The following is a 15,108-nucleotide window of genomic DNA, read 5'->3' on the forward strand; positions in this document are numbered from 1 at the left end:
TCTATCTGGGACAGCTCTTGATTGTCGCTTGCACAAGAGAGTAATGTTAACCTATGGATAAAAATATTGAATGTGTAAAGAGTGATTGTTATATGACAAGGAAAGTAAAAATATGAGTGATCCAATGAAAACAGCATTAAGCCTTGTTCCTATGGTTATTGAACAAACCAATCGTGGTGAACGGGCCTATGATATTTTTTCTCGTCTTTTAAAGGAGCGGATTATTTTTATTAATGGTCCTGTTGAAGATGGTATGGCGATGCTTGTTTGTGCACAATTACTTTTCTTGGAAGCGGAAAATCCTAAAAAAGAAATTAGTCTTTATATTAATTCTCCAGGTGGTGTCGTGACATCTGGTATGGCTATTTATGATACTATGCAGTTCATTCGTCCTCCTGTTTCTACACTTTGCATGGGACAGGCGGCATCTATGGGATCATTATTGCTAACAGCTGGAGCAAAAGGTCATCGTTTTGCATTGCCAAATGCACGTATTATGGTGCATCAACCATCGGGCGGTTTTCAAGGTCAGGCTTCAGATATTGAGCGACATGCACAAGATATTATAAAGATGAAAAGGCGTTTAAATGAAATTTATGTTCAACATACAGGTCAAGGTTACGAGGTTATTGAGAGAACGCTCGATCGCGATCATTTTATGACAGCAGAAGAAGCTAAAGCGTTTGGCTTAGTTGATGATGTTATACACTATCGTGCAGAAACTGAAAAAGAAGAAAAAGATTAAGAATTTTTATAGAAAAGACATCTACTTTAAATAAAGAGTTTTATAAAAGATATAGCAAAAATTAAGAAAAACACCTAAAAATATTGAGACATTCATGGTTTTCTATATGTCTTTTAGTTTTCATGATGAAAAGCTTTCTTTGAAAAGGCGAAGTATTCATATATCGTGGTGAAAGGAAAGAAAAATGAGCAAAATTAGCAATAGCGGGAACGAATCAAAAAATACTCTCTATTGCTCGTTCTGCGGCAAGAGTCAGCATGAGGTGCGTAAGCTTATTGCAGGGCCTACTGTATTTATCTGTGATGAATGTGTAGAGCTTTGCATGGATATTATTCGGGAGGAAAATAAGTCTTCTGGGGTTAAGGTGCGTGATGGTGTTCCTACTCCACAGGAAATTATAGCAGTTCTTGATGATTATGTTATTGGTCAGCAGCATGCAAAGCGTGTTCTTTCTGTTGCAGTGCATAATCATTATAAACGGTTAGCGCATCAGTCTAAAAGCAATGATATTGAGTTGGCTAAATCAAATATTCTTCTTGTTGGTCCAACAGGCTGTGGTAAAACTTATCTCGCACAAACATTGGCACGTATTATTGATGTCCCTTTTACGATGGCGGATGCCACCACTTTGACTGAAGCCGGTTATGTAGGGGAAGATGTTGAAAATATTATTTTAAAGCTTCTGCAAGCGGCAGATTATAATGTTGAACGTGCGCAGCGTGGTATTGTTTATATCGATGAGGTTGATAAGATTTCTCGTAAAGCTGACAATCCTTCTATTACAAGAGATGTTTCTGGAGAAGGGGTTCAGCAAGCATTATTAAAAATTATGGAAGGAACGATTGCTTCTGTTCCTCCACAAGGTGGACGCAAACATCCGCAACAGGAGTTTCTTCAGGTTGATACCACAAATATTCTATTCATTTGTGGGGGAGCTTTTGCAGGTTTAGAGCGGATTATTTCAGGGCGTGGTGAAAAAACTTCTATTGGTTTTTCTGCGACTGTTAAGGCCCCTGATGAACGTTGTGTTGGTGAAATTTTTCGTGATTTAGAACCTGAAGACCTTATAAAGTTTGGTTTAATACCAGAATTTATTGGGCGTCTTCCTATAGTGGCTACCTTAGAGGATTTAGACGTTAACGCTCTCATGCAAATTTTATCACAACCTAAAAATGCATTAGTAAAGCAATATCAGCGTCTTTTTGAAATGGAAAATGTTGAGTTAGCATTTCATGAAGATGCTTTACGTGCTATTGCGAAGAAAGCCATTGAACGTAAAACTGGTGCACGTGGTTTACGTTCTATTATGGAGAAGATTCTTCTTGAGACGATGTTTGAACTACCGGCTCTTGAAGGTGTTCAAAAAGTGGTTATTTCGAGCGATGTCGTTGATGAAAAAGCGCGTCCTCTTTATATTTACTCAGAACGTGCAGAAGATAAAGAAAATGTATCAGCATGACATTGTGCGATATACAATATAAAAAGTTGTTCATGAACGGTATTTAATGGGCGTTTCTAATAATATCGTTATAATGCTTGATTTATGTGTTAGCAATTACCACTTCATTTATTGTGGAGAGCTGAGGTTTTCTAAGGGTGGGTTTGGTGTTGTAGATAGCTCATAGGCTCCAGAAAGGAGAGTTATGCAATATATTGATGAAAAGACAGATGAAGTAAGAGATGGGGTTTATGCTGTTTTGCCTCTTCGTGATATTGTTGTCTTCCCCCATATGATTGTTCCACTTTTTGTGGGGCGTGAAAAATCGATTCGTGCTCTTGAAGAAACGATGGCGGTTGATAAGCAAATACTCTTGGTGACACAAAAAAACGCTTCTGATGATGATCCAAAATCAGAAGATATTTATCATATTGGTACATTTGCGAATATTCTCCAGCTTTTAAAACTTCCTGATGGCACTGTAAAGGTTTTGGTTGAAGGGACTGCACGTGCAAAAATTAGTCAATTTTCTTTAAGTGAAGATTATCATCAGGCTTTTGCGACTGTTACAGAAGAACTTAGAGAGAGTGATGTTGAGATTGAAGCTCTTTCAAGGTCGGTGATTGCTTATTTTGAAAATTATGTAAAGCTTAATAAAAAAATCTCTCCTGAAGTTGTCAATGCGATTAGCCAGATTGATAATCCTTCTAAGCTTGCTGATACAATTGCCTCTCATTTGATGATTAAACTTTCAGAAAAACAGGAAATATTAGAGCTCTTACCTGTACGTGCCCGTCTTGAACGTGTTCTTTCTTTCATGGAAGGAGAAATTTCTGTTTTGCAGGTTGAAAAACGCATTCGTTCCCATGTTAAACGGCAAATGGAAAAAAACCAACGGGAATATTATCTCAATGAGCAGATGAAGGCTATTCAAAAAGAGTTAGGATCAGGAGATGATAGTCGCGATGAGCTCTCTGAACTAGAAGACCGTATTAAGAGTACAAAACTTTCCAAGGAAGCACAGGAAAAAGCTGGAGCAGAATTGAGAAAATTACGGAATATGTCTCCTATGTCTGCAGAAGCGACAGTTGTGCGGAACTATCTTGATTGGTTATTAGCAATGCCTTGGGGTAAAAAATCTAAGATTAAAAATAATTTAGATTTTGCTGAAAAGATCATGAATAATGAACATTTCGGTCTTGAAAAAGTTAAGGAGAGAATTATTGAATATTTGGCGGTGCAAAGTCGCGCATCAAAGATAAAAGGTCCCATTATTTGTTTGTTAGGTCCTCCTGGTGTTGGAAAAACATCATTAGCGCGCTCTATTGCCAAGGCGACGGGGCGTGAATATGTTCGTATCTCGTTGGGAGGTGTACGGGATGAAGCAGAAATTCGCGGACATCGCCGAACATATATTGGTTCGATGCCTGGAAAAATTATTCAGTCTATGAAAAAAGCAAAAAAGTCTAATCCACTTTTTTTGCTTGATGAAATTGATAAAATGGGACAAGATTTTCGTGGAGATCCTTCCTCTGCTTTATTAGAAGTTCTTGATCCTGAACAAAATGGTACATTCATTGACCACTATTTGGAAGTTGAATATGATCTTTCTGATGTCATGTTTATCACAACTGCCAATACGCTTAATATTCCAAGTCCGTTAATGGATCGAATGGAAATTATTCGTATTGCTGGTTATACTGAATGTGAAAAAATGGAAATTGTTAAGCAGCATCTTTTACCAAAGGCACTCAAAGATCACTGTTTATCTAAAAAAGAACTTAGCATTTCTGATGGAGCACTAAGGTCGATTATTCAGTTTTACACACGTGAAGCAGGGGTTCGTAATCTTGAGCGTGAACTCATGAAAATTGCCCGTAAATCTGTTACAAAAATTCTCAAAACGCACCAAAAATCTGTAAAAGTCACAGAAAATAATCTCAATGATTTCTTGGGTGTTAAACGTTATCATTATAATCAGATTGAAGGAGAAAATCATATTGGTGTTGTGACAGGTCTTGCTTGGACAGAAGTTGGTGGAGAGCTATTGACTATTGAAGGTGTGATGATGCCCGGCAAAGGCAAGATGACTGTAACGGGAAATTTGCGCGATATTATGAAAGAGTCTATTTCCGCGGCAGCATCTTATGTACGTTCGCGTGCTGTTGATTTTGGTATTGAACCTCCACTTTTTGAAAAACGCGATATCCATGTTCATGTTCCAGAGGGGGCGACACCGAAAGATGGTCCATCTGCTGGAATTGCAATGGTGACAGCAATTGTTTCAGTTCTTACAGGGATAGCTGTGCATAAAGATATTGCAATGACGGGTGAAATTACTTTACGTGGACGTGTTTTACCAATTGGTGGATTAAAAGAAAAACTTCTAGCTGCTCTTCGAGGAGGAATAAAAAAAGTCCTTATTCCGGAAGAAAACGCAAAAGATTTGGTTGATATTCCTGATGATGTCAAAAATAACATGGAAATTATTCCGGTAAATCATGTGAGTGAAGTTTTGAAACACGCTTTGGTTCATTCTCCTGACACTATTGAGTGGAAAGAACCTTCTACAGTAGCTGTTCCTATCCGGTCAGAGAGCAGTGATAGTGAAGGAATACAGATTGCGCACTGATTCACTCATCTCATTTATTATCGGCATTTTTAGAGAGGAGAGGATGTTGTCGTGATTATTATTTTATTTTTTGTTGAAAAAAGTGAAAAATTCCGTGAATAACTGTGATTATTGCTAAAAAAACAATGTTTTGGATAAAAATAAGACTTCTGTTTGCTGTACTTTTCAATAAACTAACCAATAACATGATTAGGTCATGTTGTCAGGTAATATAGGAAAAGGAAATATTTCATGAATAAAAGTGAATTGGTTAGTTCCGTTGCTGAAAAGGCAGGTGTTTCGAAAGCGCAAGCTGGTGCTGTTGTTGACGCTTTTATGGCTTCTGTAACAGAAGCTTTAGCTTCAGGGGGCGATGTTCGTCTTCCAGGTTTTGGCTCTTTTGAAGTTTCTCATCGTGCTGCGACAAAGGGGCGTAATCCTTCAACTGGTGCTGAAATCGATATTCCAGCACGTTCTGTACCTAAATTTTCAGCAGGAAAAAGCCTTAAAGAAGCAGTTAATAAAAAATAATTTAAACAACATTAAAAAAAACCCGGTTTATTTATAAGCGGGTTTTTTTACAGGTATTTTTTAGACAGATATACAGACATTTTGTATACGTTTTTCATATAAAAAATTTTGAGTCTTTGTACTCTTTTTCTCAGTTCATGAATTGCTAATGCTTTTGCAAATGATTGTAAAAATTGCTTAAAATATCATAAGCTTGAAATGTATAATTTTTAGCCTTTTCAATAAATATTTCACTTTAATAATGGTGAGGCATTGTATGGTTTATAAAGTGCTGCATTAACTTTTATTATGCGGAAGAGCTAAAGTGTCTGTTCAGAACAGTATCTACCTATAAATGGTGTAAGGAAAAAACTCTGCGAAAAAATAAAATCTACATAAATCACCATTTTCTCGCTTAATAGAGGTGAACGTTGACACCATCATACTATTCTTCTTAGTTTCTATAATGCTGCGACTAACTTTCGTCATTTGAGGTAGAGCATCAAAAGAGATAAATTATTATTATAAATCAATGTATTGTAAGTTTACAAAGTGGTATCATCATTTCAATATTGTGATTTTTCTTAACACTTGAGTGGGAAAAGATATATTCAGCTCTGTCTTAAATATTTTGGGGTCCTATTTTTAGTCTCTTTGTGCTATGCAAGCGAATATTTTTTCTTCATTACACAAAAGTTAAAATCAGAGAGTCTTATTAATATTAAGAAATGAAATAAAAAGAGATAAAAATCCCTATTGAAATAATATATAGAGTATAAAAATATTAATAGTAATAAAAATACAGTATTATTTGTTTACTTTTGCCATTTATTTTTTAATATATTGAGATAATTATTTTATACATCTGAATTATATTTAAATTATTTCATATCTTTTACATTATTGAATAAATGATGAAATGTAGAACAGCGTCTATTGATTGAGATAGTAGTTTACAAGGTTTTAGAATGATTTTTTCACGAAAGTGATAGGAATCTATTCAGTAGATGAGAGGCGAATCATGTGTTTTTTGATAAACAGGAGCTCTTGGATTCTTTATCTGCTAACCACTGAATACAATCATTGAGAGCTCTCGCTGTTATAGCTTGTTTTTTTGCTAATTTTTTTTCTTTACTTGGCAAGCGCTTTCCCGAATATCTAATAGGAGAAATAGGGGGAAAGAGTCCAAAATTGATATTCATTGGTTGAAAAGACGGTCTTTCTGCTTCTTCATCTATAATATGCCCTCCTGTAATATGATTCAACAGAGCTCCGAATGCTGTGGTTTGTGGGGGGAGGCAAGGACAGTTATGATGATATTCGGCAGCGGCAAAACGTCCAGCAAGAAGCCCTATAGCCGCTGATTCTACATAACCTTCACATCCGGTAATTTGTCCTGCAAAGCGTAGTTGTTTTTTTTGTTTTAAACGAAGAGTCTGATCAAGAATGATTGGAGAGTTGAGATAGGTATTGCGGTGAAGTCCGCCAAGACGTGCAAATTCTGCTTTTTCAAGACCGGGAATCATTCTAAAAATGCGGACTTGTTCACCATATTTCAGTTTTGTTTGAAAGCCGACCATATTGTAAAGCGTTCCGAGTTTATTATCTTGGCGTAATTGAACAACAGCATAGGGTTTTACGGTGGGGTTATAGGCATTGGTTAAGCCCATAGGTTTCATCGGTCCATGTCTTAAAGTTTCAAGTCCGCGCTCAGCCATAATTTCAATGGGGAGGCATCCATCAAAATAGGGCGTTTTTTCAAAGTCACGAAACTCTGTTTTTTCTGCGTTTTTTAGTGCTTCAACGAATGTTTCATATTGTTCTTTGTTGAGAGGACAATTAAGATAATCTTTCCCTGTTCCCTCAGGACCAATTTTATCGTAGCGAGACTGATACCAACAAATATTCATATCAATACTATCAGTGTGGATAATAGGTGCAATAGCATCAAAAAAAGAAAGAGCTTTTATACCGGTTATTGCTTTTAATTCTTGAGCAAATGCAGGTGAGGTAAGGGGGCCCGTTGCAACGATAACATGTTTCCAATCTTTAGAAATCTCTTGAACTTCTTCGCGTTTAATCGTTATAAGCGAATGGTTTTCAAGTGCGGATGTCACGGTTTTTGAAAATCCATCACGATCAACAGCAAGAGCACTCCCAGCCGGAACTTTATTAGCATCAGCAGCTTTCATAATTAACGATTTTGCTAATCGCATTTCAGCATGTAAAAGTCCTACGGCATTTGTTGATGAATCATCACAGCGAAAGGAGTTTGAACAAACCAATTCTGCCAATTTATCGGTTTTATGGGCGTCTGATTTTTTTTGGGGACGCATTTCATGCAAAATAACAGGAATTCCTGATTGAGCGATTTGCCAGCTTGCTTCACACCCTGCAAGACCGCCACCGATAATATGAATTGGAGTATCAAATGTTTTTAACATAGTTGTCTTATTAGCGTAAGCCGCTGTGTATGAAAAGCATAGATTTTGTTTTTGTTCTTTGTAAGAATGACGTGTATTGCGTTTTTTTAATATATTTGTTTGCTTTTTTTCTATAATTAATGGTATAGAAACACCGCTTGTATAAGGTTATTAGCTTACTAAGTTTGAGCGGATGTGGCGAAATTGGTAGACGCACCAGATTTAGGTTCTGGCGGGAGACCGTGGGGGTTCGAGTCCCTCCATCCGCACCAAAGCAATCCCTTAAGTGCTACGGATTTCTACGTGTCTGGAATTCCGCTTCATGGTAATGTAACACTTGAAGTGTTAGAATGTAATGATGATTAGAGTGGGGTTATCCCTCTCCTTAGAAAAATGAAGGTGTTTAATGCAGGTTACCGAGACGCTTAATGAAGGACTGAAGCGCGAAATTAAGATCGTGGTTCCAGCGAAAGATTTAGAAGAAAAGTTGAATGAACGATTGGATGATACCAAGGGTAAGGTCAGACTTAATGGTTTTCGTCCCGGTAAAGTGCCGGGTGGGCATTTGCGAAAAATGTATGGTAAATCTTTTATGGCAGAGATTCTCAATGAGATACTTAATGATGCGCCACGTTCTATTTTAGCGGACCGGAATGAACGTCCAGCGATGCAGCCGAAAATTGATATCGATGAAGATGAAAAAATTCTAGATGGAAAAGCCGATTTTACTTTTAGTTTAAAGTATGAGGTCTTACCAAAAATTGAAATTAAAGCTTTTGAACATATTGAAGTTATTCGTGAAATTGCAGCTATTCCTGAAAAGGATATTGATGAGCAAGTCAATCGTGTTCTTTCTTCTACGCGTAATTATTCCCTAAAAGAGGGATCTTCTGAAGAAGGTGATCGTGTTACCATAGATTATCTGGGTAAGCTTGAGGGGGTTCCATTTGAAGGTGGGGCCGATAATGATGCGCAACTGATTCTTGGATCAAAACAATTTATTCCTGGTTTTGAAGAGCAATTGGTTGGTGTAAAAGCGGGAGATGCAAAAACGATTTCTGTTAAATTTCCTGATAATTATAGTGCGGTACATTTGGCAGGGCGGGAAGCAGAGTTTGACATTACTGTCAAAGCTGTCTTTAGACCAGATGAATTGAAAATTGATGATGAGGCGGCGAAAAAAGTCGGTTTAGAATCTCTAGATCGCTTGCGTGAGGTTGTTCGTGGGCAGATTGAAAGCCAATATGGTTCAATGACACGTCAAAAAGTTAAGCGTCAAATTCTTGATGCTTTAGATGCTGATTATAATTTTGAGATTCCTGAGGGACTTTTAGAAATTGAGTTCAATAATATATGGGCTCAGGTTAATGATGATTTGAAAAAGGCTGGACGTAGTTTTGAGGACGAGGGTGTTACAGAAGAAAAGGCACGGGAGGAATATCATGTCCTTGCGCAACGTCGTGTTCGTCTTGGTTTGGTGCTTTCTGAAATTGGAATGAAGGTTGGTGTTAAAGTTAATGAAGATGAGCTAAAAGCAGCCGTTTTTGAGCAAGTTCGTCAGTATCCTGGACAAGAAAAAGAGATTATGGATTTTTTCCGGAAGACACCGGAAGCTGTTGAAAATCTACGTGCTCCGATTTTTGAAGAAAAGGTCATTGATTATTTGTTAGCACAGATAAAAGTCACAGATAAAGAAGTGACGATTGAAGAGTTGATGAAAGAATATGACGAAACAGATGTCCCTGAAGAAAAGCCTGCAAAGAAAAAATCTGCAGTGAAAGAAAAGTCTGCAGAGAAAACATCAGCTAAGAAAAAGGCTCCTAAAAAAGCTTAATCTTTACACAAATAGAACAAGCCTGATTCTATCGGGCTTGTTGTGAGATTTATACCTTAGGCTTGCCGTGTGAATGGTTTTAGATAAACCATGAGTATATTTGAAATTTTTGTAGTGGATTGGCAATGAGCATCATTGATACGCGTACTCCTGATTCTAAGCATTTTATTTCTGGCGTTACAGGTGATTGGGAAGTCATCATTGGCATGGAGGTTCATGCGCAAATCATATCAAATTCGAAACTTTTTTCAGGAGCATCAGCCAAATTCGGTGCAGAACCGAACAATCATGTATCACTTATTGATGCGGCTATGCCAGGGATGTTGCCCGTTCTGAATGAAGAATGTGTTCGTCAAGCAGTTCGAACAGGTTTGGGATTAAAAGCGCGTATTAATTTAAAATCTGTTTTTGATCGTAAAAATTATTTTTATCCAGATTTACCGCAGGGATATCAAATTTCTCAGTTTCACTATCCCATTGTAGGAGAGGGGAAGATTATCATATCTGTTGGTCCAGATTCGAATGGTCAATTTGAAGATATCGAAGTAGGAATTGAAAGATTACATCTTGAACAAGATGCTGGAAAATCGATGCATGATCAACATCCAACAATGTCTTTCGTGGATCTTAATCGCTCTGGTGTTGCTCTTATGGAAATTGTTTCCAAACCTGATATGCGCTCATCAGATGAAGCCAAAGCTTACATGACAAAATTGCGTACGATTGTTCGTTATTTAGGGACCTGCGATGGCAATATGGATGAAGGTTCTATGCGTGCAGATGTCAATGTGTCTGTTCGTCGTCCTGGCGAAGATTTTGGAACGCGTTGTGAAATCAAAAATGTTAATTCTATTCGTTTTATTGGTCAAGCGATTGAATATGAAGCGCGCCGTCAGATTGCAATTTTAGAAGATGGCGGCGTCATAGAGCAAGAAACTCGGCTTTTTGATGCCACTAAAGGAGAAACCCGCTCTATGCGCTCAAAGGAGGAAGCGCATGACTATCGTTATTTCCCTGATCCTGATCTTTTACCATTAGAATTTGATCAAGCATTTGTGGATTCTTTGGCGGCGGATTTACCAGAATTGCCTGATGCGATAAAAGCACGTTTTGTTAAGGAAATGGGATTGACAGTGTATGATGCTTCCATTCTTGTGACAGAAAAAGCTATTGCTGATTATTTTGAAGAAGTAGCGTATGGGCGTGATGGAAAAATAGTTGCCAATTGGGTGATTAATGATCTCTTAGGGGCTTTAAATAAAGATAATCGTGAAATTGAAGAGTCACCAGTCTCTCCAAATCAGTTGGGAAGCATTATTGATCTTATAAAAGAGGGAACAATTTCTGGAAAAATTGCCAAAGATCTTTTTGAGATTGTTTGGAATGAGGGGGGAGATCCGCGTCAAATTGTAGAAGAGCGCAGTATGAAACAGGTAACAGATACAAAGGCTATTGAAAGAGCTGTTGATGAGATTGTTGCCAATAATGCTGATAAAGTTGCGCAGGCAAAGCAAAAACCTGCTTTAGCAGGTTGGTTTGTTGGGCAGGTCATGAAAGCAACAGGTGGTAAAGCAAATCCTCAAACTGTTAATGAATTAGTTAAGATGAAACTTGGCATAGATTAAACTTTATGGGGTGGAGAACAATCCATAAATATGATATTTTCTTGAAATTAAGAGGGAGCAAGTTATCCTATAAATTGGATTTGTAGATGAGTTTACCAGTTGCTTTTTCTGTATTTTACGCATTAACAATTGTATACCGACGATTGGTTTCATCAACATACTGAAGAAATGGAATAGAGAATGGCGCGTTTTTTAAAGCAAATCTTTACTTGGTGGAGTGGTAATACTATCGGTACACGTTTTTTTACATGGCGCAAAGGTAAGCGAATAGGGGAAGATCAATTTGGAAATATATATTATGAGGGGGGGCTTCATAAGGATGGTTATCCGCACCGTTGGGTTATTTATAAAGATTATTCTGAAGCATCTACTATTCCACCAGGTTGGCATGGCTGGATTCATCATCGTTTTGAGTGTCCACCAACCCAGGAAGATTATCATCCCTATGAATGGGAAAAGCCTCATGTCGCAAATATGACAGGAACAAGTAAGGCTTATCGACCAAAGGGGGCTATTCCTTACAATGATGAGCCTCCTTGTGTGCATGAAGATTATGATGCGTGGTCACCTAAAAAATAAAATGTTTTAATGGGCGCGTGTATTTTTGTTTTGTTTGGCTCTACGTTGTAACAAAAGTTATTTTTAAGGTGCGATTGGTTTTGATATGGTGAGGTTTTTTTTATTGTTAAGGATACATATTTTTTTAATAGGAATTTTAGTGTTTTTATCCTTAAATAGTGGGGGGCGGGCAGAGCGTATTAGCAATGGAATTGCTGTTTTTGCAGGTCTTGATAAAATTACGGGGCGGACGACACGTTTTGAGGTTTCTCTTGGTGAAGTTTATCAGTACGGTGCATTACAGGTAACACCCCGTGCTTGTTATACGAGCTCTAAAGATGAACCAACGCGTACAACAGGTTTTGTTGAAGTCAACGAAGTAACATTAGATAAAAAAATACGGCGTATTTTTACAGGATGGATGTTTGCAGATAGTCCTGGTTTGAACGCTGTTGAGCATCCTATTTATGATGTGTGGTTAAAAGATTGCAAGCAGAATTCTCAAAATCTACCTCTTCAGTAATAGTGTGTTATTATTTGTAATACATCGATTTATAATGAGGATTTATCATTTTATAATTTGAATGAGAGGTTCGGATTTCTATGATTTTTTCATTTCAAACCTTCTTATATTGAAAGATTAAAACTATTTTCTTGCACGTTACAAATGGAGGACGTGTGGATATTACTGTTTAAGAAAGGAATGAAAGTTTCTCTCATGAGCCGTTTAAATCCAAGGATGCACTATGCAAATCAACGTATTATTTTTTTCGAGTGTTCCATAGGAGACAATTCTTAAGTATATCTGTTAGAGGTAGAAATGAAAGGCATATTTACGGGTGTATTTTAAAGAGGTCTCTCTTAGGACTCATTATATTCATTCCGCAATGATGCCCAAGAATGGTATAATGATAAATCCATTGAGTATTCTCTACCTTTACACTTGTGAAGGAGGAAGCAAACACCAGCACATACTCTGCCAACTCCCAATATTGCTAACCTGTCCTGAGCACTTAAAAACTTTTCATAAGAGACATTCTTATTCCTCTTTTGTGCAGCTTTTCTCGTTCGTAGCGTACAAGTGAATGGTTTTGATTGCTTCAATATAAATAGGCTTGAGATGAGAGAATCTTACGATATTTAAAGCTCTAACGCAGTAGGAATAAAACTAAGTTACCATTATAAATCAAAAAATTGACTTTATGAGAAAACAGAATGTCAAATACATAATTTATGAAAACCAATGATGATATCAAGAGCAAACAAATGTCTTGAGCGGACCTTTATTCTCATGGAGTTTTTTTTATTCAAAAAGTAGAAGAAATTCAAACTCTGTTTTTGAAAAAACTGATATCTAAGATTATTTAAAGTTTCAATTGAAGTGTAGCGTGATTAAAAAAATGCAAAAATTGGTATATCTCTGACAAAAAGCAACATTTATGTATTTTACATTTTTGTGATAGAGTACTTTATAAGTGAGTTTGTTTATTCATAAGCTCTTGTATATTACATTGAAAAACTTCACATTTCAATAAGCAGGGGATCATTTATTTTGTAAATCATATTTTTGATTATCCATGCTTTTCAAAATCTTTTGTATAAGAGACACATGTTTTTACGGTGAGCTATTGAAGATTTAAAAAGGTGGCGTCGAAGAGGCGTTAAAAGATTCCATATCATTGGGTATGGTATCTTTATTTTGCGTAAAGAAGAACCAATTATCCTAAAAAATAAGAGATTTTATATAATGAAAGTTTCTCGTCATCAATATAAGAATATTTCGCAAATGCCGAGACAACCTAAAGAACCTTTATTGAATGTTCCACTTATCATTGTTGTTTTGATCGCATTTTGTTTTTGTCTTTATTGCATTCCGCAGTATTTTTTTTCTCATCAGCTTTATATTAAAAGCCTTGAGTTTTTTTCATTTACACCAGCATTGTTTAAGACGGATCCTATTGCATTTTTTTATACCATGGTGAGTTATTCATTTATGCATGGTAGTTTTAAACATGTTGCTCTTAATATGATTTGGCTTTTGGTTTTTGGCTCTCCTTTAGTAAGACATTTTGGTGTTTTATGTTTTTTAGTTTTTTGGGTGTTAACGGCAATTATTTCTGTTTTGACTTATTTTACATTTCATCAAGAAAGTATCATATCACTTGTTGGGGCATCAGGTTCCGTATCTGGAATGATGGGAGCTATTGCACGTTACGGTTTTCCTAGCAGCTATTTAGGTGTCAATGCGCAGAACGAAAAACCTTTGGGGACTTTATTATCCATCAAAAAAGCCCTTTGTTCCAAGGCCGTACTTATTTATATAAGTGTATGGCTGGCGGCTGATTTTATCATAGGTATTTCTTCCGTTCTGTTTGAAGAAAATGGTCTCTCAATAGCATGGGAAGCGCATATTGGTGGGTTTTTAGCGGGTTTTTTGTTGGTTGGCTTTTTTGATGTTTCACAAAAAATTAAAAACTAGAATCTAAGATATTTATGCGCCACATAAAGCGCTATTGTTGCTGCGTTTGAAACATTTAATGATTTAATATTTCCAGGCATGTCAAGGCGTGCTAGAGCGCAAACGGTTTCACGTGTTTTTTTTCGTAAGCCTTTACCTTCTGCTCCTAAAACAAGAGCAATTTTACTCCCTGTTAATGTTGTTTCTAGAGGTTGATCCCCTTCTGAATCGAGTCCAAAGCTTGTAAAACCTGTTTGGTGGATTTCTTGAAGAGTTTCAGCGAGGTTTCGTACGGTAATATAATGAATCATTTCCAGAGCTCCTGATGCTGCTTTCGCAAGAACGCCACTTTCGTGGGGCGAGTGACGGCAAGTGGTAATAAGTGCCTTAGCTTTAAATGCAACGGCAGAGCGCATAATAGCACCAACATTATGTGGATCAGTAATTTGATCCATGACAATGACCAGATCAGTATTGGTGAGTTCCGATAGTTTGCATGGTTTGAGAGGAGAAGTTTCCAAAACAATTCCTTGATGAACTGCCTCACTTCCAACCAGCGAATCAAGATATTTGGGGGTGCATAATGTAACAGGGCAAGGATAATCTGATTCGGACATATTTAATCGTTTTAAGGCATTTTGTGTAACGTAAAGACATTTAAAAATTCTTTTTGGGTTTTTTAAAGCAGCCTGAACGGAATGAATGCCATAAAGATGGATTATCCCTTGCTGTAAAGAAGCGGTTTTCTTCTTCATGTTTTTAGAAGATCGAGAGGAGGAAGCTTTTGTATCGCGATACCGGCGACGTAAACGAGCATAATGAGAATTTTGTGATGTTTTTTCTTTCATAACCTCTTTATAGCGTTTTAATAATAAAAAGTGCTAGAAAAAATCTATGATTTAAAGA

General features: G+C 36.9%; 11 protein-coding genes and 1 tRNA gene. 10 read left to right on the forward strand and 2 right to left on the reverse strand.

From position 1 onward, the window contains the following. The first annotated feature begins 112 nt into the window (after positions 1-112). The 4 genes from clpP to BTR_RS04165 all read left to right on the forward strand — a co-directional run bounded on the left by clpP (position 113) and on the right by BTR_RS04165 (position 5,325). On the forward strand, positions 113-745 hold the full coding sequence (gene clpP / locus BTR_RS04150; RefSeq protein WP_012231436.1) for an ATP-dependent Clp endopeptidase proteolytic subunit ClpP: 633 nt from the start codon (positions 113-115) through the stop codon (positions 743-745). A gap of 184 nt (positions 746-929) precedes the next feature. Beyond that, the gene (gene clpX / locus BTR_RS04155) at positions 930-2,204 is read left to right on the forward strand and encodes an ATP-dependent Clp protease ATP-binding subunit ClpX (RefSeq protein WP_012231439.1); all 1,275 of its coding nucleotides are present in this window, start codon (positions 930-932) and stop codon (positions 2,202-2,204) included. A gap of 184 nt (positions 2,205-2,388) precedes the next feature. Continuing rightward, positions 2,389-4,815 (forward strand): endopeptidase La, encoded by a 2,427-nt coding sequence (gene lon / locus BTR_RS04160; RefSeq protein ID WP_012231441.1) that lies wholly within the window; start codon positions 2,389-2,391, stop codon positions 4,813-4,815. A 231-nt stretch (positions 4,816-5,046) separates the two neighbouring features. After that, positions 5,047-5,325, forward strand: a complete 279-nt coding sequence (locus BTR_RS04165; RefSeq protein ID WP_012231443.1) for an HU family DNA-binding protein — start codon at positions 5,047-5,049, stop codon at positions 5,323-5,325. A 998-nt stretch (positions 5,326-6,323) separates the two neighbouring features. Here the strand turns inward: BTR_RS04165 and trmFO are convergent. After that, positions 6,324-7,748, reverse strand: a complete 1,425-nt coding sequence (trmFO, locus tag BTR_RS04170; protein WP_012231445.1) for a methylenetetrahydrofolate--tRNA-(uracil(54)-C(5))-methyltransferase (FADH(2)-oxidizing) TrmFO — start codon at positions 7,746-7,748, stop codon at positions 6,324-6,326. Positions 7,749-7,916: 168 nt separating this feature from the next. On the opposite strand from trmFO, the gene BTR_RS04175 reads away from it, so the two are divergent. The 6 genes from BTR_RS04175 to BTR_RS04200 all read left to right on the forward strand — a co-directional run bounded on the left by BTR_RS04175 (position 7,917) and on the right by BTR_RS04200 (position 14,223). After that, positions 7,917-7,999 (forward strand) — tRNA-Leu (locus tag BTR_RS04175). A 134-nt stretch (positions 8,000-8,133) separates the two neighbouring features. Continuing rightward, positions 8,134-9,561, forward strand: a complete 1,428-nt coding sequence (gene tig, locus BTR_RS04180) for a trigger factor (protein WP_012231446.1) — start codon at positions 8,134-8,136, stop codon at positions 9,559-9,561. Positions 9,562-9,686: 125 nt separating this feature from the next. Beyond that, positions 9,687-11,186 (forward strand): Asp-tRNA(Asn)/Glu-tRNA(Gln) amidotransferase subunit GatB, encoded by a 1,500-nt coding sequence (gatB, locus tag BTR_RS04185; RefSeq protein WP_012231448.1) that lies wholly within the window; start codon positions 9,687-9,689, stop codon positions 11,184-11,186. A gap of 180 nt (positions 11,187-11,366) precedes the next feature. Then, the gene (locus tag BTR_RS04190) at positions 11,367-11,765 is read left to right on the forward strand and encodes an NADH:ubiquinone oxidoreductase subunit NDUFA12 (RefSeq protein ID WP_012231450.1); all 399 of its coding nucleotides are present in this window, start codon (positions 11,367-11,369) and stop codon (positions 11,763-11,765) included. An 85-nt stretch (positions 11,766-11,850) separates the two neighbouring features. Beyond that, positions 11,851-12,267 carry a DUF2155 domain-containing protein gene (locus BTR_RS04195; RefSeq protein ID WP_012231452.1) on the forward strand — a complete coding sequence of 139 codons (417 nt, stop codon included), beginning with the start codon at positions 11,851-11,853 and terminating at the stop codon, positions 12,265-12,267. 1,224 nt (positions 12,268-13,491) lie between these two features. After that, a complete protein-coding gene (locus tag BTR_RS04200) occupies positions 13,492-14,223 on the forward strand; it encodes a rhomboid family intramembrane serine protease (protein WP_012231454.1) in 732 nt (243 codons plus the stop codon). Here the strand turns inward: BTR_RS04200 and BTR_RS04205 are convergent. Continuing rightward, on the reverse strand, positions 14,220-15,050 hold the full coding sequence (locus BTR_RS04205) for a TrmH family RNA methyltransferase (RefSeq protein WP_012231456.1): 831 nt from the start codon (positions 15,048-15,050) through the stop codon (positions 14,220-14,222). The genes BTR_RS04200 and BTR_RS04205 overlap by 4 nt on opposite strands. Positions 15,051-15,108 lie beyond the last annotated feature (58 nt).

The sequence above is a fragment of the Bartonella tribocorum CIP 105476 genome (assembly GCF_000196435.1).
Lineage (GTDB): Bacteria > Pseudomonadota > Alphaproteobacteria > Rhizobiales > Rhizobiaceae > Bartonella > Bartonella tribocorum.

Bases quoted from the DNA above. Each gene is read 5' to 3' on its own strand.
- BTR_RS04190 (WP_012231450.1), top strand. From the start codon at position 11,367: ATGGCGCGTTTTTTAAAGCAAATCTTTACTTGGTGGAGTGGTAATACT.
- BTR_RS04205 (WP_012231456.1), bottom strand. From the start codon at position 15,050: ATGAAAGAAAAAACATCACAAAATTCTCATTATGCTCGTTTACGTCGC.
- BTR_RS04200 (WP_012231454.1), top strand. From the start codon at position 13,492: ATGAAAGTTTCTCGTCATCAATATAAGAATATTTCGCAAATGCCGAGA.
- lon (WP_012231441.1), top strand. From the start codon at position 2,389: ATGCAATATATTGATGAAAAGACAGATGAAGTAAGAGATGGGGTTTAT.
- clpP (WP_012231436.1), top strand. From the start codon at position 113: ATGAGTGATCCAATGAAAACAGCATTAAGCCTTGTTCCTATGGTTATT.
- BTR_RS04165 (WP_012231443.1), top strand. From the start codon at position 5,047: ATGAATAAAAGTGAATTGGTTAGTTCCGTTGCTGAAAAGGCAGGTGTT.
- BTR_RS04195 (WP_012231452.1), top strand. From the start codon at position 11,851: ATGGTGAGGTTTTTTTTATTGTTAAGGATACATATTTTTTTAATAGGA.
- gatB (WP_012231448.1), top strand. From the start codon at position 9,687: ATGAGCATCATTGATACGCGTACTCCTGATTCTAAGCATTTTATTTCT.
- trmFO (WP_012231445.1), bottom strand. From the start codon at position 7,748: ATGTTAAAAACATTTGATACTCCAATTCATATTATCGGTGGCGGTCTT.
- clpX (WP_012231439.1), top strand. From the start codon at position 930: ATGAGCAAAATTAGCAATAGCGGGAACGAATCAAAAAATACTCTCTAT.
- tig (WP_012231446.1), top strand. From the start codon at position 8,134: ATGCAGGTTACCGAGACGCTTAATGAAGGACTGAAGCGCGAAATTAAG.